The sequence below is a fragment of the Micromonospora sediminicola genome, assembly GCF_900089585.1.
GTDB classification, from domain to species: Bacteria; Actinomycetota; Actinomycetes; order Mycobacteriales; family Micromonosporaceae; genus Micromonospora; species Micromonospora sediminicola.
In genome coordinates, this window is sequence record NZ_FLRH01000002.1 from 1 (window position 1) to 24,165 (window position 24,165).

General features: G+C 72.6%; 23 protein-coding genes. 10 read left to right on the forward strand and 13 right to left on the reverse strand.

What is annotated here, in order from left to right; translation table 11 throughout:
* The 5 genes from GA0070622_RS00230 to GA0070622_RS00245 form a co-directional block, all read right to left on the reverse strand.
* On the reverse strand, positions 1-957 hold a 957-nt coding region (locus GA0070622_RS00230), incomplete at its 3' end, for a hypothetical protein (RefSeq protein WP_218060560.1).
* Positions 957-1,298, reverse strand: a complete 342-nt coding sequence (locus GA0070622_RS00235) for a hypothetical protein (RefSeq protein WP_091565126.1) — start codon at positions 1,296-1,298, stop codon at positions 957-959. The genes GA0070622_RS00230 and GA0070622_RS00235, both read right to left, overlap by 1 nt.
* Before the next feature lie 65 nt (positions 1,299-1,363).
* The gene (locus tag GA0070622_RS00240; RefSeq protein ID WP_141684505.1) at positions 1,364-1,858 is read right to left on the reverse strand and encodes a hypothetical protein; all 495 of its coding nucleotides are present in this window, start codon (positions 1,856-1,858) and stop codon (positions 1,364-1,366) included.
* Between the two features lie 167 nt (positions 1,859-2,025).
* The gene (locus GA0070622_RS32295) at positions 2,026-2,172 is read right to left on the reverse strand and encodes a hypothetical protein (protein WP_176710396.1); all 147 of its coding nucleotides are present in this window, start codon (positions 2,170-2,172) and stop codon (positions 2,026-2,028) included.
* Between the two features lie 127 nt (positions 2,173-2,299).
* Entirely contained in the window at positions 2,300-2,581 is a 282-nt protein-coding gene (locus GA0070622_RS00245) for a hypothetical protein (RefSeq protein WP_141684506.1), read from the reverse strand.
* Positions 2,582-3,094: 513 nt separating this feature from the next.
* On the opposite strand from GA0070622_RS00245, the gene GA0070622_RS00250 reads away from it, so the two are divergent.
* The 5 genes from GA0070622_RS00250 to GA0070622_RS00270 all read left to right on the forward strand — a co-directional run bounded on the left by GA0070622_RS00250 (position 3,095) and on the right by GA0070622_RS00270 (position 7,360).
* Positions 3,095-3,331 carry a hypothetical protein gene (locus tag GA0070622_RS00250; protein ID WP_091565131.1) on the forward strand — a complete coding sequence of 79 codons (237 nt, stop codon included), beginning with the start codon at positions 3,095-3,097 and terminating at the stop codon, positions 3,329-3,331.
* 71 nt (positions 3,332-3,402) lie between these two features.
* Positions 3,403-5,088 carry a type IV secretory system conjugative DNA transfer family protein gene (locus GA0070622_RS00255; protein ID WP_091565132.1) on the forward strand — a complete coding sequence of 562 codons (1,686 nt, stop codon included), beginning with the start codon at positions 3,403-3,405 and terminating at the stop codon, positions 5,086-5,088.
* Positions 5,085-5,780, forward strand: coding sequence for a hypothetical protein (locus tag GA0070622_RS00260; RefSeq protein ID WP_091565133.1), 696 nt, complete (start codon positions 5,085-5,087; stop codon positions 5,778-5,780). Before GA0070622_RS00255 ends, GA0070622_RS00260 begins: the two co-directional genes overlap by 4 nt.
* A gap of 15 nt (positions 5,781-5,795) precedes the next feature.
* Positions 5,796-6,017, forward strand: a complete 222-nt coding sequence (locus GA0070622_RS00265; RefSeq protein WP_091565134.1) for a hypothetical protein — start codon at positions 5,796-5,798, stop codon at positions 6,015-6,017.
* A gap of 968 nt (positions 6,018-6,985) precedes the next feature.
* On the forward strand, positions 6,986-7,360 hold the full coding sequence (locus GA0070622_RS00270) for a hypothetical protein (RefSeq protein ID WP_091565137.1): 375 nt from the start codon (positions 6,986-6,988) through the stop codon (positions 7,358-7,360).
* Between the two features lie 63 nt (positions 7,361-7,423).
* On the opposite strand, the gene mobF (GA0070622_RS00275) is transcribed toward GA0070622_RS00270, so the two are convergent.
* The 7 genes from mobF (GA0070622_RS00275) to GA0070622_RS00300 form a co-directional block, all read right to left on the reverse strand.
* On the reverse strand, positions 7,424-11,749 hold the full coding sequence (mobF, locus tag GA0070622_RS00275) for a MobF family relaxase (RefSeq protein WP_091565138.1): 4,326 nt from the start codon (positions 11,747-11,749) through the stop codon (positions 7,424-7,426).
* Between the two features lie 329 nt (positions 11,750-12,078).
* Positions 12,079-12,333, reverse strand: a complete 255-nt coding sequence (locus GA0070622_RS00280; protein ID WP_141684507.1) for a hypothetical protein — start codon at positions 12,331-12,333, stop codon at positions 12,079-12,081.
* Complete coding sequence (locus GA0070622_RS00285) at positions 12,330-13,664, reverse strand: hypothetical protein (protein ID WP_141684508.1); 1,335 nt, start codon at positions 13,662-13,664, stop codon at positions 12,330-12,332. The genes GA0070622_RS00280 and GA0070622_RS00285 overlap by 4 nt, the downstream gene beginning before the upstream one ends.
* A complete protein-coding gene (locus GA0070622_RS00290) occupies positions 13,664-14,005 on the reverse strand; it encodes a hypothetical protein (RefSeq protein WP_091565126.1) in 342 nt (113 codons plus the stop codon). The genes GA0070622_RS00285 and GA0070622_RS00290 overlap by 1 nt, the downstream gene beginning before the upstream one ends.
* Positions 14,006-14,070: 65 nt before the next feature.
* Positions 14,071-14,565, reverse strand: a complete 495-nt coding sequence (locus GA0070622_RS00295) for a hypothetical protein (protein WP_141684505.1) — start codon at positions 14,563-14,565, stop codon at positions 14,071-14,073.
* Positions 14,566-14,732: 167 nt separating this feature from the next.
* Complete coding sequence (locus GA0070622_RS32300; protein ID WP_176710396.1) at positions 14,733-14,879, reverse strand: hypothetical protein; 147 nt, start codon at positions 14,877-14,879, stop codon at positions 14,733-14,735.
* Between the two features lie 127 nt (positions 14,880-15,006).
* Positions 15,007-15,288, reverse strand: a complete 282-nt coding sequence (locus tag GA0070622_RS00300; protein ID WP_141684506.1) for a hypothetical protein — start codon at positions 15,286-15,288, stop codon at positions 15,007-15,009.
* A gap of 513 nt (positions 15,289-15,801) precedes the next feature.
* Between GA0070622_RS00300 and GA0070622_RS00305 the strand changes: the two genes are divergently transcribed.
* The 5 genes from GA0070622_RS00305 (at position 15,802) to GA0070622_RS00325 (ending at position 20,067) form a co-directional block, all read left to right on the forward strand.
* A complete protein-coding gene (locus GA0070622_RS00305; RefSeq protein WP_091565131.1) occupies positions 15,802-16,038 on the forward strand; it encodes a hypothetical protein in 237 nt (78 codons plus the stop codon).
* Positions 16,039-16,109: 71 nt separating this feature from the next.
* Complete coding sequence (locus GA0070622_RS00310) at positions 16,110-17,795, forward strand: type IV secretory system conjugative DNA transfer family protein (protein ID WP_091565132.1); 1,686 nt, start codon at positions 16,110-16,112, stop codon at positions 17,793-17,795.
* Entirely contained in the window at positions 17,792-18,487 is a 696-nt protein-coding gene (locus GA0070622_RS00315; RefSeq protein WP_091565133.1) for a hypothetical protein, read from the forward strand. The genes GA0070622_RS00310 and GA0070622_RS00315 overlap by 4 nt, the downstream gene beginning before the upstream one ends.
* A gap of 15 nt (positions 18,488-18,502) precedes the next feature.
* Positions 18,503-18,724, forward strand: coding sequence for a hypothetical protein (locus tag GA0070622_RS00320; protein ID WP_091565134.1), 222 nt, complete (start codon positions 18,503-18,505; stop codon positions 18,722-18,724).
* Between the two features lie 968 nt (positions 18,725-19,692).
* Positions 19,693-20,067: a hypothetical protein gene (locus tag GA0070622_RS00325; RefSeq protein WP_091565137.1), complete on the forward strand. Its 375-nt coding sequence runs from the start codon at positions 19,693-19,695 to the stop codon at positions 20,065-20,067.
* Positions 20,068-20,130: 63 nt separating this feature from the next.
* Here GA0070622_RS00325 and mobF (GA0070622_RS00330) read toward each other — a convergent pair.
* Positions 20,131-24,165, reverse strand: a 4,035-nt coding sequence (mobF, locus tag GA0070622_RS00330; RefSeq protein WP_091565142.1) for a MobF family relaxase, incomplete at its 5' end; no start/stop codon positions are given.

Sequence of the window (24,165 nt, forward strand, 5' to 3'; positions counted from 1 at the left end):
CACCGAGTCCTGCCCGGCGTCGGGCATCACCCGATCGGGCACTGCCCGACGCCCGGCACCCGCCGCCGGCCGCTGCCCGGCACTGCCCGGCACTGCCCGATCCGATGCGGCCCTGCCCGACGATCGGGCACCGCCCGAATTCCCGGCACCCACGCGGCGGCCCGGCACCATGACCTCCACTGCCCGGCTCGCACGCTCGGCCCGCACGGCAGCCTCCTCCACCATCGCCTGCGTGGCACCCCGGGCCAGCCGGCGCAGCCGGTACTCCACCCACGGGCGCCACCACCGAGGCGAGGTGGTGGCCGCATCGGCAAGCACGGCCATCCGCGCGATGACGCGCTCCCGCTCGGCGTCCGACGCGGTCAGCTTCCCGGGCCGCTTGATCCGCAGCGCGGTCAGGATGCTGGTCGGCGTGATGACCCACGTCGACTCCCGCTCCTCTTCCCGCTGCTTGCGCTGCTGCTTCATCTGCTCGGTGTCGGTGGCCCGCGGCCTGCGCAACGTCAGCCACCACCGCCCGATCGCCAAAATCGGCAGCGCCACCCGCAGCACCTGGAGCGAGAAGATGTCCGTCCCGAGCGCCGCCACACCGCCCTGCACCACGGCGATGACGAAGGCGTAACCGGCCGCCGCGCCCGGCATCCCCGTCTCGGCCCGCTCCCGCTCCGCCTCCATCAGCGTCGACAACAGCAGCGCCTCGAAGACGAAGAACGCCACGCCAGCGAAACCCGCCGGCAGCTTCCAGGTGTGCAACGCGACGTCGAGCAACGCCTCCGACGTCCAGGCCATGACCACGATCGCGGCGAGCGCGCTAATCCACTTCGCCTTGTCCTTGGCCTTGAAGAACAGCACCAGCGACGCCACCACCAGGCCGAGCGCGACGAACCCCAGCCCGAGCATGACCTGATCGGAGTACTTCTCCCAGAACCCGGTGATCTCGCCCCAGACTTCGCCCATCACGCCCGCACCTGCCTCTGCGTCGACACCTGATCAACAACCCCCACGACCTCGCGGATGGCGAGATCCACCTGAACGGCAAGCCGCGAGGCCTGCCGCTGCGCGTCGACCACATCGGCCGGGAGCCGCACCGCCACGCGGATGTCGAGCCACCCGACGCCGGTCATCCCTTCCGTCCGCACTGCCGTCAACCGCCCGTACCGGGTGCGCCAGGTCATCGTGTCCGACCGGTGCTCCCCGCTCGGGTAGCCCTGCCGCGCCGTGCACTGATGGTCCTGCGCGCACCACTCCGGGCACCGCCGCGCCGGCCGCCGCCACCGGCGGCCCGTCACCTCGTACATCGGTCCTCCACTATCGTCAGACGTGGAGGACCGGCCAGATACGACCTGGCCGGTCCTCTGCTTCCCTACAGCTCGCGGGAGTCCGCGGCGGGCCGCCCGGCCGCGTCGTCGGTGTCGAACAGGTTGCTGACGGCGGCCACGCCCAGCTCCGCCAGCTCGGCGTCGATGGCGGCGGCCACCTGGTCGCGCTCGGCCGGGTTCAGCCCGACGCGGCCCTCGGTGTCGCCGTGCACCGCGACCTGGCCGGCCGCCCACTCCCGCCACAGCGTCGCGACGTCGTGCGGCGGGGTGCCCAGCGCGCGGGCGACCTGGTACAGGCTCGCTCCGCCCCGCAGCGCCGCGTGCACGGCGCTGCCCTGCCACCGCGTCGTCCAGTACGCCAGCGTCGACAGCGCCGCCAGCTCCCGCAGCCCGTCCTGCGGCGTCCACGCCGGGTCCGACTGGTGCACCCAGTCCATCCGGCCGCCCCAAACCCGGGCCACCTCGTACGGGTTGGCCCGCATCGCCTCCTCGTGCGTCGTCGGAAACGTCGCCGCTGCCAACGGCTTGTTGTGCTCCACCCTGTCTCCCCTCGCTGTAGTCACCGTCTCGGCGACTTCCTCCCCATTGTACAGTTCGAAACTGTACAAAGCCAGTCTATGTCTCGGCGTGTTGGGCTTGCCTGCTTTCCTCCGCGAGGCGATGGTGCGGGCCGGACCTGGGGAGGCCCGGCCCGCACCAAGACGGACTACCGGCGGCGGCCGGCGACCTGCTGGAGCTTCGCCATGGCGTCCTTGACGGCCTGGTCGGCCGCCTTGCCGCCCACGACCCGCTGGAGGTTCTTCGCGGCGGAGAGCGAGTCCGCGGCTTGCTGGATCTGCTGTGCCTTGGCCATCGGGGTACCTCCCGATCGAGCCCTGCCTCCGGTGTCGTCAGCACCTCGGGTCAGGGGCGTGGCGTCCGCCGTCTGGCGGCTCCCGCGCGGGCCGGCTCTCCCTGATGTCCGGCCCCACGGTGGCCCGTCAGATCAGCGGCACCTCCTCGTAGCCCTCGGGCATCACCATCGGCTTGGGGCCGCGACGGGGCGCGGGCGGCCGGTACTCGGGCTCGGTGCGACGGATGTTGTCGACGTGCACCCGGTACTCCTGGCCGTCGACGGCCACGGTCACCCAGAGGCCGTGAACCCGGCGCACGGTCGCCTTCGCGCCCTTCCAGCAGATCGCCGGAGCGCCGATGGTCTTCGGGACCAGCCACACGTGCTGGTCTTCGCGCAGGTTCGGGATGGGACTACGCTCGTCAGCCATGGTCGGGGTACCTCCCGATCTAGGCCCCGGGCTGGCGTCGTCAGCGCCTCCCGGGGCTGCCCTGTTTCCTCCCTCTATTGTACAGCCTCAGTATGCTCAATGGTGGCGTTGATGCTGGTGAGAGCGTCATCCGGATGACCAGACAAATAGGACAGTCGAAGCCGGCTCTCGTGTTACGGACCGCGCCGACGACGGACACCGCCACAGTGGCGCAGTTGACCTGAACGGTGACCGCCGACGGGCCGGCTCCCGGGGTCGATCATGGCCACCGGCGGCCCACCCTCCCCCTCCCAGGCGAGCTTTTGACCTGACCTGGTGGCGGGTGGACTCGGCGGCGGCGTGGCCAGAGTGAGCCCGGCGGCCGCCGGCCCATGCTCGGGGCTTGTTCCGCGTGCCGCTCGCTGTCCGTCGACAAACACCGGTGTACACCCATGTACAAGAGCCCACATTGGAGCTACATTGATCGCGGCCGTCATCACAGGGCGGCTGGAAACGATCACGAGAGGTAGCGTCATGGCGATCAGCGACAGCGCGGGCGAGGACTCGACCCACGTCTACGACGTGAGCGGCGAATCCGTGAAGTGGGCGCTGCCCGAGCGCGTGCCGCTGCACTGCGAGCTGGGGCGGGAGGTGTCGACTCGTCTGCGCACCTACAGCGAGGCGGAAGGCGTCAAGCTGCGTCACGTCGTGGAGCGGGCGGTCGACGCGTACCTCACCGATCGCGGGTGGCCCGCCGGGCGGACCCGCTAGCAACGGCAACACCCGGCCAGCGAGGCAACCGCCGACCGGGTGTCTAGGACACGGGATGGAGACCCCGAACCATGAGTAAAGATCGTACGTTCCCGGGCTCGGCGCTCGGCATTGGCCTGCTGGTCGACGCCGCCGGGGTGGCCGCAATCCAGCTTCCCCTTCCCTACGCCGATCTGGCCGGCGGCGGTGCGCTGGTGACCGGCACGACCGTCGCGGGCGTGGCACTGGTGACCTGGGTCGGAGCGCGTCGGGGCACCGCTGGGCAGCTCGACCGGTGGTCGCGGCGCTCGCGGCGCGACGGCGGCGTGGCCAGCCTGCGCGATCACCTGCGCACCACCTCGGCGTGGTCGATGCGTCGGCGCGCGGTGGTGCTGAAGCCGAGCCTGGCGCACGCCAATATGTGGGAGCGGTGGCGGACCCCGGTCAGTGAGTACGCGGCCGAGATCGGCAAGACCGGGCGTCGGCGGCTGTGGATCAGCGCGGAGGACAACATCCTGCGGGTCGCCGGTCCGCGAAGCGGTAAGACCACGGCGATGGCGGGCCGGATCATTAAGGCACCTGGCGGCGTGGTGGTGACTTCCACGCGCGTCGACCTGCTCAAGACGCTGCCGATGCGGGCGGCCAAGGGGCCGTGCCACATCTACGACCCGGGCGGCATCTCCAAGGCCGGGAGCACCATCAAGTGGTCGCCGCTGACCGGCTGCCGCTCGACGGCGATCGCCGCGAAGCGCGCGGCCGCGATGCTGCCCGAGTCCGGCTCCGATGAGGGCGAGCGGTGGGACAAGCAGGCCCGCCGGGTCCTCGCGGTGCTCATGCACGCGGCCGCGCTGACCGACCGGCCGATGCGCCAGGTCCAGGCGTGGCTCGACGTCGACGGCCCGGCGCTGCGCGTCGCCGCGACCGAGGTCGAGCAGGCGCTGGAGGACTCCCCGTCGGCCAGCGCCCAACGGGCGGCGGCACGCCAGTTCTACGGCACCGTCGACAAGACGCGCAGCTCGATCGTGACCACCGCGATGGTGGCGCTTCAGTGGCTGACCGACGATAAGGCGGCCGCGATCGGCGACTGCGAGCCGAGCGAGTCCATGGACCTGGACGACCTGCTCGACCGGCGCGGGACGATCTACATCCTGGGCAGCAAGGAGGGCCTGACCGCCCCACTGACCGGCGCCCTGGTCGCCGAGGTCATCCGCCTCGCGGAGATCGTCGCCGAGCAGCGCGGCGGCCGTCTCGACCCATGCCTGACGCTCGTCCTCGATGAGGCGGCCAAGGTCGCGCCCGGCCCGCTGCACGAGTGGGCGGCCGACTGCGGCGGCCGGGGCATCGTCCTGGACGTCGCGGTGCACAGCCTCGCCGCGATGGAGCACACCTGGGGCGACCACGCCGCCCGGATGATCCTGAGCACCTGCAACGCCATCCTCGTCGGCGCGGGCTGCAAGGACCCGCACGACCTGGCCCACTGGGAGGCGCTCAGCGGCGAGCGCAAGGAGATCTCCGAGACCCGCGACAAGGACGGCGAGGTGACCAGCACGACCGAGATCGGCCGCCCGGTCATCACCGCCGCCCAGATCGCGCAACTGCCCAAGGGCATGGCAATCGTCTACGGACTCGGCCCGGTGTCGATCGTCAAGACCCCCAACACCTGGAAGTGGCGCTCGGTCCGCAAGGCGCTCGCCCAGGCCGCACGGCAGATGCCCCAGCAGACCCGCTACGAGGAGCAGATGGCCGCCGAGGACCGAGTGACGGAGCCCGCTCAGTGACCACCCAGACCAACGACCCGGCCTCGGCCGCCACGGTTCGCGCCCTGGCGGCCGAGGTCGAGGCCGTGTCCCTCCAGCTCCCCGACGTCTACCGCCAGGTGGAGGCCGTCCAGGAGGTCGCCGACGCGGCCCAGCGCGGCGTCGTCGTCCTGGCCGAGGCGATCGAGCGCCTCCGCGCGGCCGGCGGCTCCAGCGAGACCGGCAGCGCCGACGACCACAGCAAGCCGACACCGAGCTGGCTCACCATCGACGACCCCGGCGCGGCCGCGGCCGCGCTCGGCGAGCTGGCCGAGTGGCTCAGGACGGTCTACGTCCGGTACAGCGGCGCGGCCCTGGGTGACTGCTGGCTCTGGCACCCCGACGTCGTGACCGAGCTGCTCGCGCTGCGGGAAGCGTGGATCTCGGCGTACCAGGGTCCCCGCGCCTCGGCGGAGACCGTCATGGACTGGCACGACCGGTACCGGCCCGGCACCGTCGCCCGCGTCAACGCCGCGCTGGGCCGCTGCTACCTCCAGCAGCACCTGGCGACCGGGGAACTCAGCTACAGCCCCGCGCGGCTCTCGGCCACCGAACAGGTCGCCGACATTGCGCGCTGGTGGGCCACCTCCCACGGCGACACCGCCGCGCCGCCGCCGAGCCCCAACGTGGTCGCCGAGTCCGCGGCCGCCCGCTCGACCCGCAGCACCTACTGACGAGAGGACCGGCCCATGCCCATCACGCCTCCCGCTGACCTCGTGCAGCAGACGACCGCCCTCATGGACGCGGAGACCACCATCACCCTGGCCGGCGTGCCCTGGATCGTCTCCATCGTCGGCGACTGCCCGGACGACGGCTGCGCGGCCGTCGTCTGGCTCACCGCCCCCGACGCGCCCCAAGGCCCCGGGCTGACCCTGCACCTCCCGCCCGGGCAGCAGCTCCCCCACGACTGAACAGATCAACTATTTGGCCCCTGGTGTCGCGGTTCTTACCAACACCCCTGAACCGACCGCGACACGGAGCCCCGGACCACGATCGGTCCGGGGCTCCGCCATGTTCGAGGGCCACCGCACTTGCGCTAGATCATCCTAGGACGCGGTAGGCGATGAGGCCAGCCTCCCACCACCGTCGATGAGCTTTTCGACCTGGCGACGATTCCCCGGAATCGCCTCGCGCGCGCACGCGCACGCGCACGCGCGCGCACGCGTAGGTCCGTACGTACCCGGCCTCTACTACCACCGATCACGTGGTCCAGACCGTCTCCAAGCGGCGTAACGTCCCGGCCACCATCGACCCGCACCGGGTCCGCCCTGGTCGTCTTTCGGCCGGGCACGGTCGCTTGTGGCCCCCTGTTGAGCGCTGTCTCCTGCGGCACGGACCTCGACGGGCCCCGTCCCCCCGAGTCGAGACACGGCGGTGCGTGGGGGTCGACTCGGGGGGAGCGGGGGCCTGATGGGCTCCGCTGCGTCGAGCACTACCTCGACGCCAGGGCGGGATGTGCGACGCGCTCTTGGCACCGGGCACCGCCTGGTGGCGGGAGTCGTTCCCGGTGCGCCGCTCTGCGCGTGCCGTCTCTGGGCCTGCCGTGTTCTACCTCCGGTCTCACGACCGGGGCAACGAGACGCGACGCGTCGCTCCTGTAGCCCTACTGCCTCACGGCTCTCACTACACCCGGGGGCTAGCCGGTGGGCGACTTGAACCCGCCGTGCGCCACTCTCGGCGGGTCCGGGTGGATCAGATGCACCCGGGAGCGTGTTCCGGTACGCTCACACCTGCTTGACTTCAGACACCAAGCAACCTAGAGCGCCGGCCCAATGGGCCGGCGTTTCTGTTTGCCGACACGCCGAAAAATGATCACCTAGGCGCAGGCCGATTTTCCGCGTGGTGGCGTCGTGTCGGAGGGCCGTGGGACCCTACCGGTGTGGACGAGGTGTATCTGCGCATCCCGCGCGGCCGGCTCCAGGTCCCGGCCGAGCAGTTCGCGGCGTCGCTCAACGCCTTGGCGCGGCGGCTGCGCGTAGATCCTCGCGACCGGTACGCCGCGGGCGCGCTTGCCTGCGGCCAGTGGATCGCCGACCTGACTGCCCGGCACCCGGTGACCGGTGACGCTGAGCCGTGCACGACGGAACGGCTGGCCTCCTGCCAAATGGCCGCGGCCGCCGTGGTGTACGGCTGGGCCTGGGCACCAAGCGGAGTCGATCCCACCTGGGCGACCGGCGTCCTCGCCATGGCCTCCTGGACTCGCGGAGCGTCCCGACGGCCGCCGATCGCGCTCTCCACTCACCGGGCCGCCTGACGGCTCCTGTACAGCGATGGCCCCCACCGATCGGTGGGGGCCATCATCATCCGCGGCGCAGGGCTACAGCTCGGCGGCCAGCTCCTGCTCGCGCGCGGCGCTCTGGTCCGCCATCCGCCACGCTACCTCGCGGGCCTGCCGCACGGCCTGATCCTGGTCGACCTGGCGCGCGGCCTCCGCCGAGCGCCGGTCCGCCAGCTCGTCCAGCGTGTGTCGGGCTCGCGCCACCGCTGCGGCGGTCTCCGCCATCGTCGGCACCCCGCGCGGCATCGCGGGCTCCTCGACGGCGGCCGCGGCCTCCTGGCCGGCGGCCACGCTCTGCGGCTCGACGTCGACCTGCCGCTCGGCGACCGGTGCGCTGTCGGCGACCAACGGGCCCGCGGCCGCCGACCGCTCGGCCGTCTCCGGTGCGAGGTCAGCCTCCGTGACGTGGCGGTGCGCGTCGTCCTCGACGCGAGCCCGCGCCTCCTCCGCGAGCCACTCTTCCGCCGTGGTCAGGTCGTCCTCCGCCGCGATGCTGACGCCGCGCTCCACGAGGGCCTTCTCGGCCCGCGCGGCGGCCGCGCGGGTCTCGGCGGTCTCGGCGTACCACTGCCCCCGAGCCTCGTGCGCCAGCGTCAGCCGCCGCTCCTGCTCCTCCAGGGCCTCGGCGAGCATGGCCCGGTGCGCCGCCTGATCCCGCAGCCTCGCGGCGTCCTCCGGCGTCTCAGCGACAGCCGCCTCCGAGGTCAGCCGCGCGGCGTCCTGCCGGTGCCGGGCGGCGGCCTGCGCGGTGGCGCGCAGCTCGTCGCCGACGTACGCCGGTGCCCACGTCCGCTCCCGCTGCATGGCCCGCACCCGCACCCGCAACGCCCCGTCGGAGAGCTCGGCTTCCTCCCGGCCCGCCTCCGGGCGGCCCAGCGCCCGCCAGGCGGCATGCCAAACGGCCCTGTGCTCGGTCTGCCCCGGAGGCGGCGCGGTACCGAGCGCCACGGCCGGGTCGGTGTGCCCGGTCGCCTCCCGCGCCAGCTCGACCGCTCCGGCGCGGTGTTCCCACTCCGCCCGCTGGATCGGGTCCGCCGGGGGCTCGCCGAACGCCTCCACCGCCCACTGCGGCAGGTCCTGCGCGACCTGGGTCGACAGCTCCCGGCGTCGGTCCTCCATCAGGGAGCCCAACGTCGACATGTAGCGGGTCCACTCTCCGCTGAGCCCTGCCGGTGTCGCCTCGGCCAGGTCCGGCACGATCGGCGTGGGCGCTGATCCCACCACCTCGGTAATGCGGTGGTGCAGCACCTGGCCCAGCGACCGAGCGCCGGCGAGCGACCTCTCGCCCACCGCCTGTGCGAGCAGCTCGGCCGGGTCGTGCCCGGCCAACTCCGCCGAGCGGAGCAGCCGCGTGAGCGGCCCCATCGCGGAGTCCGCGGCGAGCGCAACCCGTTCCTCGTCGGTGATCTGCCCGGCGGCGGTCAACCCGTCGAGCACCTGAGCGACCCGAGCGTCGGAGATGAGCTGCACACCGTCGGCGTACTGGTCGATCAGCGTGGCGGCCGAGCGAACCCGGCGGGCCTCCTCAGCGGCCTGGTCGAGCGCCGTGCGCTCCTCCTCCGCGCTGGCGGCGAGGTCCCGCAGCACCTGGGTAGCCGTGCGCGGGTCGGTGGCGTGGGTCTGCCCGGACGGAGCGTCCGGAGCCTCGGCCCGAGTCGTCACGTAGGCGGTGCTGCGCAACCGGCCTCGAGTCAGCGCGACGTACAGCGCCGACCACCGAGTTCTGCTGCTCACCACCCCGTGGGCGGTGTCCACGGTCAGGCCCTGCGCCGCCGTGGTGGTGGAGACGTAGCCGAGCGCAACGTCGGCCGCCACATAGTCAGCGGGCAGCCGCACCGGACCACGGCCGGACAGCGACTCGGCCAGGATCGACCCGTCCGGCCCGATCTCGGTGACCCGATACCGGGCGCGGTTGGCCAGCCCGAGCGTGCGATCGGTACGCCGACACTCGATCAGGTCACCGACCCCGGCGGTCGTGCCCTGCAGGCCGAGCGCGACGCCTTCCTCCTGGACGTGGCCGAGCGCCACCAGCTGCGCGCGGATGTACGCGCCGACCTCGGCCGCCTCCTCGTTGGTGGTCACGATGACCCGCGAGTCCAGCCCCGCGAGGTGGTCACCGATCCACGCCTGCGCGGCCAACCGGCCGGCGGACTCCGCGGTGCCGCCGTCGACCACCCGGCCCCGCACGTCGTACTCGTGGATAACCGACTCGTCGCCCTCCCGCAGACGCAGCGACGCCGACCGCTCCCACTCCGCGGCGAACCTCCGAACGTCGACCAGGGCGTAGGTCACCGCCTCGCCGGTGAGCATCGACATACCGCCACCGGCACCGACGGCGGCGAGCTGACGCGGGTCGCCGGTCAGCAGCCACTTCGCGCCCGCGGCGTCCACGAACGACTTGATCCGGTTCAGCACGTCGGTCGAGACCATCGCGGCCTCGTCGACCACCACCAGGTCGTCGGCGCTGAGCCGCAGCAGCTCATCACCGAGCAGCGGGCGTCCGGCCGCGAGGCGCTCCTGCGCGGCGAGCCACCGGGCGATGTTGCGGGCCGTCACCCCATCACTGCCCATCTCGGCGAGCACCTCGGTCGCGGCCTGCCCGGTCGCCAGCCCCGTCACGCGGCCGCCGACCAGATCCGCCCACGCGTCCGCGAGGTTGCCCAGCGCGTACGACTTGCCCGCGCCCGCCGGACCCACCAACACCTCGGTGGCAGCGCCCGAGGTCAGCACTCCCTCCAGCGCGGCGGCCTGGTCGGCACCGAGGGTCACGCCCCGCTCGGCGGCCGCCGCCAGCCAGCCCCGCACGTCGGCGAGCGGCACCGCCCGGTGGCCACGGACCACCGCCGCGTCCCGCAACGCCTGCTCCGCCCGGATGTGCCCCGAGGTCGCGTACCGCGACCCCGACGGCGCGGCGTACGCCGACCTCCCGTCGGCGCGCCGCAGCTCGTCCGTCACCTCGGCCGGCACCTCGGCGCTGACCTTCACGGTGTCGACCTCGAACAGCGCCCGGTCGACCAGGCTGTCCAGCAGCCGGGCAACCTGGGCACCGTCGAGCCCGCCCAACGAGTCCGGCAGCGCCGCGTTCACCGCGCGCGCCAGGTCGGATCGGGTCCATGCGGCCTGGCCGCTCTGCACCTCGGCCAGCGCCTCGGCGATCACCGCCGACGGGCTCCACTCCTGAGCCTCGGCCGCCGTCGGTGCGTCGCGGTGCACGTCCCGAGCAACGCCAGTGAGCCCCTCGGCCACCTCCTGGCGTAGCTCCCGGTCCCACCGGGCCAGACGCTCGTCCAGCGTCTCCCCGTCGTGCTGCTTGGCGCGGCGCGTGGCCATCGTCGCCTGCTGGCTGAGCCGGGTCATCTCCAGGTTGTTTGGTTCCCGGCCCCACTTCGCTTCGAAGTCGGCCACCAGCTTCTGGACCTTTTTCGTGATCGCCTTCCGCCGGGTCGAGAACAGATCCATCACCTCCTGGCGGATGCCCACGACCTCGCGCGCCTTGCCGTCCGGGCGAGTGGCGAACCGGACCCCGAGGGTCCGGGTCAGGTGCTCCTCCATGGTCCGCTCCCCGACGGCGGCCGCCGCGCCTCGCCAGTGATGGATCGCCCGGGAGTCGAGCGTCCGGACCTTTCCGTCGGCGCACACGACGCGGTTGAGGATCGCGTTGTGGATGTGCAGTTGTGGATCATGGTCGCGCGAGGTGTGCTGGAAGAACGACGCCACGGTCCAGTCGTGCGCGTCGACCCACCGCCCGGCACCGCCGCCGTGGTGCCCGGCACGCGAGTACCCGGCGTTGTCTGCCAGGTAGTCGAGCGCTGCCCGATTGCCCTGCCAGATCGCCTCCTCCACTGCCCGGCGCTGCGTCCGCCACGCCTGCTCGGCATCGACGTCACCCGCGCGCCGGGCATCCAGCTCCGCCCGGGCGTACGCGGTGTGCAGCACGGTCACGCTCTTCTGGACGGAGAAAGTCGCGTCAATGAAGCTGACCGGCTGCCGGGCACCACGCTCCGCCTCCGCCCGCAACTCGGCCACCCGCTCCGGCTCGGCGGCCGGCTCCCGCTCCAGCAGCTTCGTCAGACGCTCGTCCACGCTCAGGTACCGGCCCGGCCGCGAGCCCAGCGTCGCCGCCATCGACCACTGCTCCTGGTCGCGCCACCGCTCGTCTCGCGGGTCCAGGTGCAGCGCGTAGAGCGCGTGCATGTCCTGGTGGTCCACCTCGCCGGTCAGCCCGAACGCCGCCGCGCCGGCACCGTACCAACGGCCGGGCGGCTCACCCTCGGTAGTCGCGTCCAAGTAGTACGACTCCCGGCCCACGGCCACCGCGCTCGTCAGATACTCAGCACTGTGCCCACTGCTCAACGTCAACGTCATATCGGCCTCCGTCTATGCGTCGGTCGCGCCAGCGACCCGGCGCTCACACCATCAGATCAAAGATGCCTGGGTGTGTCTAATAGGTACTTGGATGGTCATGCCTTGCTGCGCTTGGTCTTGCTGGCTGTGCTCGGGTCTGCGTGGAGTTGACTTTCGGTCTTGATCTGGCCTTGCTCTTGCTTCTGATGCTGGGTTGCTTGGTTCGGTGATCGTGGGCTCCGCTCGTGCCTGGGGTTACCCGGGGGTGAGCACCAAAGACCGCCCACCGACCGCGCCGCGAAAGCGGCGACGGGCCGGAGCACTCAGCGCCGACCCGTCGCCTGCCCGTCCTACGCGCCGGGCTCGGCCACCCGCCGACCCGCACGCACCCGCGCCGCCGACGCCTCAGCGGCCCACTGCCGCACGTCCTCCGGCGACCAGACCGGCGTCCGACCGACCCGCCGCACCGGAGCCGGTGCCTGCCCCCGCGACACGTACGACGTCCAGGTCCTCGCGGCCATCGGCCGGCCCTGCTCCGCCAGGTACGCCCGCACCTCCACAGACGTCCACTCCTCGACCGCCGGACGCCGCCTTGCGCTGCTCACTGCTGCTCACTCTCCGCGCTGGCCGGCTCCCCGGCCGCCGCCTGCTCGTCCTGCCTGCGCACCTCACGCACGCGACGCGATCCCCACGACGGATCGGGACGGTGATACATCCGCGCCAACTCCGCCCCCGACAGCGGCTGACCAGCGGCCATGCTCGCCCGGTACATCTGCCGCGCCTCCTCCCGGACCGCAGCCTCATCCCCCGACCGCTCCGCAGCTTCGGCGGGCACCTCCGTCGTCACCCGGGGGCGCGGCGTCCGCTGCTGCCCGGCATCCACCTCGGGCACCGCCCGGCCACCCGGCTCCCTGCCGGGCACCTCCATGCCGGTGCCCGGCACCACCGTGCCCGGCACTGCTCGCTGCCCGGCATCGGGCACCGAGTCCTGCCCGGCGTCGGGCATCACCCGATCGGGCACTGCCCGACGCCCGGCACCCGCCGCCGGCCGCTGCCCGGCACTGCCCGGCACTGCCCGATCCGATGCGGCCCTGCCCGACGATCGGGCACCGCCCGAATTCCCGGCACCCACGCGGCGGCCCGGCACCATGACCTCCACTGCCCGGCTCGCACGCTCGGCCCGCACGGCAGCCTCCTCCACCATCGCCTGCGTGGCACCCCGGGCCAGCCGGCGCAGCCGGTACTCCACCCACGGGCGCCACCACCGAGGCGAGGTGGTGGCCGCATCGGCAAGCACGGCCATCCGCGCGATGACGCGCTCCCGCTCGGCGTCCGACGCGGTCAGCTTCCCGGGCCGCTTGATCCGCAGCGCGGTCAGGATGCTGGTCGGCGTGATGACCCACGTCGACTCCCGCTCCTCTTCCCGCTGCTTGCGCTGCTGCTTCATCTGCTCGGTGTCGGTGGCCCGCGGCCTGCGCAACGTCAGCCACCACCGCCCGATCGCCAAAATCGGCAGCGCCACCCGCAGCACCTGGAGCGAGAAGATGTCCGTCCCGAGCGCCGCCACACCGCCCTGCACCACGGCGATGACGAAGGCGTAACCGGCCGCCGCGCCCGGCATCCCCGTCTCGGCCCGCTCCCGCTCCGCCTCCATCAGCGTCGACAACAGCAGCGCCTCGAAGACGAAGAACGCCACGCCAGCGAAACCCGCCGGCAGCTTCCAGGTGTGCAACGCGACGTCGAGCAACGCCTCCGACGTCCAGGCCATGACCACGATCGCGGCGAGCGCGCTAATCCACTTCGCCTTGTCCTTGGCCTTGAAGAACAGCACCAGCGACGCCACCACCAGGCCGAGCGCGACGAACCCCAGCCCGAGCATGACCTGATCGGAGTACTTCTCCCAGAACCCGGTGATCTCGCCCCAGACTTCGCCCATCACGCCCGCACCTGCCTCTGCGTCGACACCTGATCAACAACCCCCACGACCTCGCGGATGGCGAGATCCACCTGAACGGCAAGCCGCGAGGCCTGCCGCTGCGCGTCGACCACATCGGCCGGGAGCCGCACCGCCACGCGGATGTCGAGCCACCCGACGCCGGTCATCCCTTCCGTCCGCACTGCCGTCAACCGCCCGTACCGGGTGCGCCAGGTCATCGTGTCCGACCGGTGCTCCCCGCTCGGGTAGCCCTGCCGCGCCGTGCACTGATGGTCCTGCGCGCACCACTCCGGGCACCGCCGCGCCGGCCGCCGCCACCGGCGGCCCGTCACCTCGTACATCGGTCCTCCACTATCGTCAGACGTGGAGGACCGGCCAGATACGACCTGGCCGGTCCTCTGCTTCCCTACAGCTCGCGGGAGTCCGCGGCGGGCCGCCCGGCCGCGTCGTCGGTGTCGAACAGGTTGCTGACGGCGGCCACGCCCAGCTCCGCCAGCTCGGCGTCGATGGCGGCGGCCACCTGGTCGCGCTCGGCCGGGTTCAGCCCGACGCGGCCCTCGGTGTCGCCGTGCACCGCGACCTGGCCGGCCGCCCACTCCCGCCACAGCGTCGCGACGTCGTGCGGCGGGGTGCCCAGCGCGCGGGCGACCTGGTACAGGCTCGCTCCGCCCCGCAGCGCCGCGTGCACGGCGCTGCCCTGCCACCGCGTCGTCCAGTACGCCAGCGTCGACAGCGCCGCCAGCTCCCGCAGCCCGTCCTGCGGCGTCCACGCCGGGTCCGACTGGTGCACCCAGTCCATCCGGCCGCCCCAAACCCGGGCCACCTCGTACGGGTTGGCCCGCATCGCCTCCTCGTGCGTCGTCGGAAACGTCGCCGCTGCCAACGGCTTGTTGTGCTCCACCCTGTCTCCCCTCGCTGTAGTCACCGTCTCGGCGACTTCCTCCCCATTGTACAGTTCGAAACTGTACAAAGCCAGTCTATGTCTCGGCGTGTTGGGCTTGCCTGCTTTCCTCCGCGAGGCGATGGTGCGGGCCGGACCTGGGGAGGCCCGGCCCGCACCAAGACGGACTACCGGCGGCGGCCGGCGACCTGCTGGAGCTTCGCCATGGCGTCCTTGACGGCCTGGTCGGCCGCCTTGCCGCCCACGACCCGCTGGAGGTTCTTCGCGGCGGAGAGCGAGTCCGCGGCTTGCTGGATCTGCTGTGCCTTGGCCATCGGGGTACCTCCCGATCGAGCCCTGCCTCCGGTGTCGTCAGCACCTCGGGTCAGGGGCGTGGCGTCCGCCGTCTGGCGGCTCCCGCGCGGGCCGGCTCTCCCTGATGTCCGGCCCCACGGTGGCCCGTCAGATCAGCGGCACCTCCTCGTAGCCCTCGGGCATCACCATCGGCTTGGGGCCGCGACGGGGCGCGGGCGGCCGGTACTCGGGCTCGGTGCGACGGATGTTGTCGACGTGCACCCGGTACTCCTGGCCGTCGACGGCCACGGTCACCCAGAGGCCGTGAACCCGGCGCACGGTCGCCTTCGCGCCCTTCCAGCAGATCGCCGGAGCGCCGATGGTCTTCGGGACCAGCCACACGTGCTGGTCTTCGCGCAGGTTCGGGATGGGACTACGCTCGTCAGCCATGGTCGGGGTACCTCCCGATCTAGGCCCCGGGCTGGCGTCGTCAGCGCCTCCCGGGGCTGCCCTGTTTCCTCCCTCTATTGTACAGCCTCAGTATGCTCAATGGTGGCGTTGATGCTGGTGAGAGCGTCATCCGGATGACCAGACAAATAGGACAGTCGAAGCCGGCTCTCGTGTTACGGACCGCGCCGACGACGGACACCGCCACAGTGGCGCAGTTGACCTGAACGGTGACCGCCGACGGGCCGGCTCCCGGGGTCGATCATGGCCACCGGCGGCCCACCCTCCCCCTCCCAGGCGAGCTTTTGACCTGACCTGGTGGCGGGTGGACTCGGCGGCGGCGTGGCCAGAGTGAGCCCGGCGGCCGCCGGCCCATGCTCGGGGCTTGTTCCGCGTGCCGCTCGCTGTCCGTCGACAAACACCGGTGTACACCCATGTACAAGAGCCCACATTGGAGCTACATTGATCGCGGCCGTCATCACAGGGCGGCTGGAAACGATCACGAGAGGTAGCGTCATGGCGATCAGCGACAGCGCGGGCGAGGACTCGACCCACGTCTACGACGTGAGCGGCGAATCCGTGAAGTGGGCGCTGCCCGAGCGCGTGCCGCTGCACTGCGAGCTGGGGCGGGAGGTGTCGACTCGTCTGCGCACCTACAGCGAGGCGGAAGGCGTCAAGCTGCGTCACGTCGTGGAGCGGGCGGTCGACGCGTACCTCACCGATCGCGGGTGGCCCGCCGGGCGGACCCGCTAGCAACGGCAACACCCGGCCAGCGAGGCAACCGCCGACCGGGTGTCTAGGACACGGGATGGAGACCCCGAACCATGAGTAAAGATCGTACGTTCCCGGGCTCGGCGCTCGGCATTGGCCTGCTGGTCGACGCCGCCGGGGTGGCCGCAATCCAGCTTCCCCTTCCCTACGCCGATCTGGCCGGCGGCGGTGCGCTGGTGACCGGCACGACCGTCGCGGGCGTGGCACTGGTGACCTGGGTCGGAGCGCGTCGGGGCACCGCTGGGCAGCTCGACCGGTGGTCGCGGCGCTCGCGGCGCGACGGCGGCGTGGCCAGCCTGCGCGATCACCTGCGCACCACCTCGGCGTGGTCGATGCGTCGGCGCGCGGTGGTGCTGAAGCCGAGCCTGGCGCACGCCAATATGTGGGAGCGGTGGCGGACCCCGGTCAGTGAGTACGCGGCCGAGATCGGCAAGACCGGGCGTCGGCGGCTGTGGATCAGCGCGGAGGACAACATCCTGCGGGTCGCCGGTCCGCGAAGCGGTAAGACCACGGCGATGGCGGGCCGGATCATTAAGGCACCTGGCGGCGTGGTGGTGACTTCCACGCGCGTCGACCTGCTCAAGACGCTGCCGATGCGGGCGGCCAAGGGGCCGTGCCACATCTACGACCCGGGCGGCATCTCCAAGGCCGGGAGCACCATCAAGTGGTCGCCGCTGACCGGCTGCCGCTCGACGGCGATCGCCGCGAAGCGCGCGGCCGCGATGCTGCCCGAGTCCGGCTCCGATGAGGGCGAGCGGTGGGACAAGCAGGCCCGCCGGGTCCTCGCGGTGCTCATGCACGCGGCCGCGCTGACCGACCGGCCGATGCGCCAGGTCCAGGCGTGGCTCGACGTCGACGGCCCGGCGCTGCGCGTCGCCGCGACCGAGGTCGAGCAGGCGCTGGAGGACTCCCCGTCGGCCAGCGCCCAACGGGCGGCGGCACGCCAGTTCTACGGCACCGTCGACAAGACGCGCAGCTCGATCGTGACCACCGCGATGGTGGCGCTTCAGTGGCTGACCGACGATAAGGCGGCCGCGATCGGCGACTGCGAGCCGAGCGAGTCCATGGACCTGGACGACCTGCTCGACCGGCGCGGGACGATCTACATCCTGGGCAGCAAGGAGGGCCTGACCGCCCCACTGACCGGCGCCCTGGTCGCCGAGGTCATCCGCCTCGCGGAGATCGTCGCCGAGCAGCGCGGCGGCCGTCTCGACCCATGCCTGACGCTCGTCCTCGATGAGGCGGCCAAGGTCGCGCCCGGCCCGCTGCACGAGTGGGCGGCCGACTGCGGCGGCCGGGGCATCGTCCTGGACGTCGCGGTGCACAGCCTCGCCGCGATGGAGCACACCTGGGGCGACCACGCCGCCCGGATGATCCTGAGCACCTGCAACGCCATCCTCGTCGGCGCGGGCTGCAAGGACCCGCACGACCTGGCCCACTGGGAGGCGCTCAGCGGCGAGCGCAAGGAGATCTCCGAGACCCGCGACAAGGACGGCGAGGTGACCAGCACGACCGAGATCGGCCGCCCGGTCATCACCGCCGCCCAGATCGCGCAACTGCCCAAGGGCATGGCAATCGTCTACGGACTCGGCCCGGTGTCGATCGTCAAGACCCCCAACACCTGGAAGTGGCGCTCGGTCCGCAAGGCGCTCGCCCAGGCCGCACGGCAGATGCCCCAGCAGACCCGCTACGAGGAGCAGATGGCCGCCGAGGACCGAGTGACGGAGCCCGCTCAGTGACCACCCAGACCAACGACCCGGCCTCGGCCGCCACGGTTCGCGCCCTGGCGGCCGAGGTCGAGGCCGTGTCCCTCCAGCTCCCCGACGTCTACCGCCAGGTGGAGGCCGTCCAGGAGGTCGCCGACGCGGCCCAGCGCGGCGTCGTCGTCCTGGCCGAGGCGATCGAGCGCCTCCGCGCGGCCGGCGGCTCCAGCGAGACCGGCAGCGCCGACGACCACAGCAAGCCGACACCGAGCTGGCTCACCATCGACGACCCCGGCGCGGCCGCGGCCGCGCTCGGCGAGCTGGCCGAGTGGCTCAGGACGGTCTACGTCCGGTACAGCGGCGCGGCCCTGGGTGACTGCTGGCTCTGGCACCCCGACGTCGTGACCGAGCTGCTCGCGCTGCGGGAAGCGTGGATCTCGGCGTACCAGGGTCCCCGCGCCTCGGCGGAGACCGTCATGGACTGGCACGACCGGTACCGGCCCGGCACCGTCGCCCGCGTCAACGCCGCGCTGGGCCGCTGCTACCTCCAGCAGCACCTGGCGACCGGGGAACTCAGCTACAGCCCCGCGCGGCTCTCGGCCACCGAACAGGTCGCCGACATTGCGCGCTGGTGGGCCACCTCCCACGGCGACACCGCCGCGCCGCCGCCGAGCCCCAACGTGGTCGCCGAGTCCGCGGCCGCCCGCTCGACCCGCAGCACCTACTGACGAGAGGACCGGCCCATGCCCATCACGCCTCCCGCTGACCTCGTGCAGCAGACGACCGCCCTCATGGACGCGGAGACCACCATCACCCTGGCCGGCGTGCCCTGGATCGTCTCCATCGTCGGCGACTGCCCGGACGACGGCTGCGCGGCCGTCGTCTGGCTCACCGCCCCCGACGCGCCCCAAGGCCCCGGGCTGACCCTGCACCTCCCGCCCGGGCAGCAGCTCCCCCACGACTGAACAGATCAACTATTTGGCCCCTGGTGTCGCGGTTCTTACCAACACCCCTGAACCGACCGCGACACGGAGCCCCGGACCACGATCGGTCCGGGGCTCCGCCATGTTCGAGGGCCACCGCACTTGCGCTAGATCATCCTAGGACGCGGTAGGCGATGAGGCCAGCCTCCCACCACCGTCGATGAGCTTTTCGACCTGGCGACGATTCCCCGGAATCGCCTCGCGCGCGCACGCGCACGCGCACGCGCGCGCACGCGTAGGTCCGTACGTACCCGGCCTCTACTACCACCGATCACGTGGTCCAGACCGTCTCCAAGCGGCGTAACGTCCCGGCCACCATCGACCCGCACCGGGTCCGCCCTGGTCGTCTTTCGGCCGGGCACGGTCGCTTGTGGCCCCCTGTTGAGCGCTGTCTCCTGCGGCACGGACCTCGACGGGCCCCGTCCCCCCGAGTCGAGACACGGCGGTGCGTGGGGGTCGACTCGGGGGGAGCGGGGGCCTGATGGGCTCCGCTGCGTCGAGCACTACCTCGACGCCAGGGCGGGATGTGCGACGCGCTCTTGGCACCGGGCACCGCCTGGTGGCGGGAGTCGTTCCCGGTGCGCCGCTCTGCGCGTGCCGTCTCTGGGCCTGCCGTGTTCTACCTCCGGTCTCACGACCGGGGCAACGAGACGCGACGCGTCGCTCCTGTAGCCCTACTGCCTCACGGCTCTCACTACACCCGGGGGCTAGCCGGTGGGCGACTTGAACCCGCCGTGCGCCACTCTCGGCGGGTCCGGGTGGATCAGATGCACCCGGGAGCGTGTTCCGGTACGCTCACACCTGCTTGACTTCAGACACCAAGCAACCTAGAGCGCCGGCCCAATGGGCCGGCGTTTCTGTTTGCCGACACGCCGAAAAATGATCACCTAGGCGCAGGCCGATTTTCCGCGTGGTGGCGTCGTGTCGGAGGGCCGTGGGACCCTACCGGTGTGGACGAGGTGTATCTGCGCATCCCGCGCGGCCGGCTCCAGGTCCCGGCCGAGCAGTTCGCGGCGTCGCTCAACGCCTTGGCGCGGCGGCTGCGCGTAGATCCTCGCGACCGGTACGCCGCGGGCGCGCTTGCCTGCGGCCAGTGGATCGCCGACCTGACTGCCCGGCACCCGGTGACCGGTGACGCTGAGCCGTGCACGACGGAACGGCTGGCCTCCTGCCAAATGGCCGCGGCCGCCGTGGTGTACGGCTGGGCCTGGGCACCAAGCGGAGTCGATCCCACCTGGGCGACCGGCGTCCTCGCCATGGCCTCCTGGACTCGCGGAGCGTCCCGACGGCCGCCGATCGCGCTCTCCACTCACCGGGCCGCCTGACGGCTCCTGTACAGCGATGGCCCCCACCGATCGGTGGGGGCCATCATCATCCGCGGCGCAGGGCTACAGCTCGGCGGCCAGCTCCTGCTCGCGCGCGGCGCTCTGGTCCGCCATCCGCCACGCTACCTCGCGGGCCTGCCGCACGGCCTGATCCTGGTCGACCTGGCGCGCGGCCTCCGCCGAGCGCCGGTCCGCCAGCTCGTCCAGCGTGTGTCGGGCTCGCGCCACCGCTGCGGCGGTCTCCGCCATCGTCGGCACCCCGCGCGGCATCGCGGGCTCCTCGACGGCGGCCGCGGCCTCCTGGCCGGCGGCCACGCTCTGCGGCTCGACGTCGACCTGCCGCTCGGCGACCGGTGCGCTGTCGGCGACCAACGGGCCCGCGGCCGCCGACCGCTCGGCCGTCTCCGGTGCGAGGTCAGCCTCCGTGACGTGGCGGTGCGCGTCGTCCTCGACGCGAGCCCGCGCCTCCTCCGCGAGCCACTCTTCCGCCGTGGTCAGGTCGTCCTCCGCCGCGATGCTGACGCCGCGCTCCACGAGGGCCTTCTCGGCCCGCGCGGCGGCCGCGCGGGTCTCGGCGGTCTCGGCGTACCACTGCCCCCGAGCCTCGTGCGCCAGCGTCAGCCGCCGCTCCTGCTCCTCCAGGGCCTCGGCGAGCATGGCCCGGTGCGCCGCCTGATCCCGCAGCCTCGCGGCGTCCTCCGGCGTCTCAGCGACAGCCGCCTCCGAGGTCAGCCGCGCGGCGTCCTGCCGGTGCCGGGCGGCGGCCTGCGCGGTGGCGCGCAGCTCGTCGCCGACGTACGCCGGTGCCCACGTCCGCTCCCGCTGCATGGCCCGCACCCGCACCCGCAACGCCCCGTCGGAGAGCTCGGCTTCCTCCCGGCCCGCCTCCGGGCGGCCCAGCGCCCGCCAGGCGGCATGCCAAACGGCCCTGTGCTCGGTCTGCCCCGGAGGCGGCGCGGTACCGAGCGCCACGGCCGGGTCGGTGTGCCCGGTCGCCTCCCGCGCCAGCTCGACCGCTCCGGCGCGGTGTTCCCACTCCGCCCGCTGGATCGGGTCCGCCGGGGGCTCGCCGAACGCCTCCACCGCCCACTGCGGCAGGTCCTGCGCGACCTGGGTCGACAGCTCCCGGCGTCGGTCCTCCATCAGGGAGCCCAACGTCGACATGTAGCGGGTCCACTCTCCGCTGAGCCCTGCCGGTGTCGCCTCGGCCAGGTCCGGCACGATCGGCGTGGGCGCTGATCCCACCACCTCGGTAATGCGGTGGTGCAGCACCTGGCCCAGCGACCGAGCGCCGGCGAGCGACCTCTCGCCCACCGCCTGTGCGAGCAGCTCGGCCGGGTCGTGCCCGGCCAACTCCGCCGAGCGGAGCAGCCGCGTGAGCGGCCCCATCGCGGAGTCCGCGGCGAGCGCAACCCGTTCCTCGTCGGTGATCTGCCCGGCGGCGGTCAACCCGTCGAGCACCTGAGCGACCCGAGCGTCGGAGATGAGCTGCACACCGTCGGCGTACTGGTCGATCAGCGTGGCGGCCGAGCGAACCCGGCGGGCCTCCTCAGCGGCCTGGTCGAGCGCCGTGCGCTCCTCCTCCGCGCTGGCGGCGAGGTCCCGCAGCACCTGGGTAGCCGTGCGCGGGTCGGTGGCGTGGGTCTGCCCGGACGGAGCGTCCGGAGCCTCGGCCCGAGTCGTCACGTAGGCGGTGCTGCGCAACCGGCCTCGAGTCAGCGCGACGTACAGCGCCGACCACCGAGTTCTGCTGCTCACCACCCCGTGGGCGGTGTCCACGGTCAGGCCCTGCGCCGCCGTGGTGGTGGAGACGTAGCCGAGCGCAACGTCGGCCGCCACATAGTCAGCGGGCAGCCGCACCGGACCACGGCCGGACAGCGACTCGGCCAGGATCGACCCGTCCGGCCCGATCTCGGTGACCCGATACCGGGCGCGGTTGGCCAGCCCGAGCGTGCGATCGGTACGCCGACACTCGATCAGGTCACCGACCCCGGCGGTCGTGCCCTGCAGGCCGAGCGCGACGCCTTCCTCCTGGACGTGGCCGAGCGCCACCAGCTGCGCGCGGATGTACGCGCCGACCTCGGCCGCCTCCTCGTTGGTGGTCACGATGACCCGCGAGTCCAGCCCCGCGAGGTGGTCACCGATCCACGCCTGCGCGGCCAACCGGCCGGCGGACTCCGCGGTGCCGCCGTCGACCACCCGGCCCCGCACGTCGTACTCGTGGATAACCGACTCGTCGCCCTCCCGCAGACGCAGCGACGCCGACCGCTCCCACTCCGCGGCGAACCTCCGAACGTCGACCAGGGCGTAGGTCACCGCCTCGCCGGTGAGCATCGACATACCGCCACCGGCACCGACGGCGGCGAGCTGACGCGGGTCGCCGGTCAGCAGCCACTTCGCGCCCGCGGCGTCCACGAACGACTTGATCCGGTTCAGCACGTCGGTCGAGACCATCGCGGCCTCGTCGACCACCACCAGGTCGTCGGCGCTGAGCCGCAGCAGCTCATCACCGAGCAGCGGGCGTCCGGCCGCGAGGCGCTCCTGCGCGGCGAGCCACCGGGCGATGTTGCGGGCCGTCACCCCATCACTGCCCATCTCGGCGAGCACCTCGGTCGCGGCCTGCCCGGTCGCCAGCCCCGTCACGCGGCCGCCGACCAGATCCGCCCACGCGTCCGCGAGGTTGCCCAGCGCGTACGACTTGCCCGCGCCCGCCGGACCCACCAACACCTCGGTGGCAGCGCCCGAGGTCAGCACTCCCTCCAGCGCGGCGGCCTGGTCGGCACCGAGGGTCACGCCCCGCTCGGCGGCCGCCGCCAGCCAGCCCCGCACGTCGGCGAGCGGCACCGCCCGGTGGCCACGGACCACCGCCGCGTCCCGCAACGCCTGCTCCGCCCGGATGTGCCCCGAGGTCGCGTACCGCGACCCCGACGGCGCGGCGTACGCCGACCTCCCGTCGGCGCGCCGCAGCTCGTCCGTCACCTCGGCCGGCACCTCGGCGCTGACCTTCACGGTGTCGACCTCGAACAGCGCCCGGTCGACCAGGCTGTCCAGCAGCCGGGCAACCTGGGCACCGTCGAGCCCGCCCAACGAGTCCGGCAGCGCCGCGTTCACCGCGCGCGCCAGGTCGGATCGGGTCCATGCGGCCTGGCCGCTCTGCACCTCGGCCAGCGCCTCGGCGATCACCGCCGACGGGCTCCACTCCTGAGCCTCGGCCGCCGTCGGTGCGTCGCGGTGCACGTCCCGAGCAACGCCAGTGAGCCCCTCGGCCACCTCCTGGCGTAGCTCCCGGTCCCACCGGGCCAGACGCTCGTCCAGCGTCTCCCCGTCGTGCTGCTTGGCGCGGCGCGTGGCCATCGTCGCCTGCTGGCTGAGCCGGGTCATCTCCAGGTTGTTTGGTTCCCGGCCCCACTTCGCTTCGAAGTCGGCCACCAGCTTCTGGACCTTTTTCGTGATCGCCTTCCGCCGGGTCGAGAACAGATCCATCACCTCCTGGCGGATGCCCACGACCTCGCGCGCCTTGCCGTCCGGGCGAGTGGCGAACCGGACCCCGAGGGTCCGGGTCAGGTGCTCCTCCATGGTCCGCTCCCCGACGGCGGCCGCCGCGCCTCGCCAGTGATGGATCGCCCGGGAGTCGAGCGTCCGGACCTTTCCGTCGGCGCACACGACGCGGTTGAGGATCGCGTTGTGGATGTGCAGTTGTGGATCATGGTCGCGCGAGGTGTGCTGGAAGAACGACGCCACGGTCCAGTCGTGCGCGTCGACCCACCGCCCGGCACCGCCGCCGTGGTGCCCGGCACGCGAGTACCCGGCGTTGTCTGCCAGGTAGTCGAGCGCTGCCCGATTGCCCTGCCAGATCGCCTCCTCCACTGCCCGGCGCTGCGTCCGCCACGCCTGCTCGGCATCGACGTCACCCGCGCGCCGGGCATCCAGCTCCGCCCGGGCGTACGCGGTGTGCAGCACGGTCACGCTCTTCTGGACGGAGAAAGTCGCGTCAATGAAGCTGACCGGCTGCCGGGCACCACGCTCCGCCTCCGCCCGCAACTCGGCCACCCGCTCCGGCTCGGCGGCCGGCTCCCGCTCCAGCAGCTTCGTCAGACG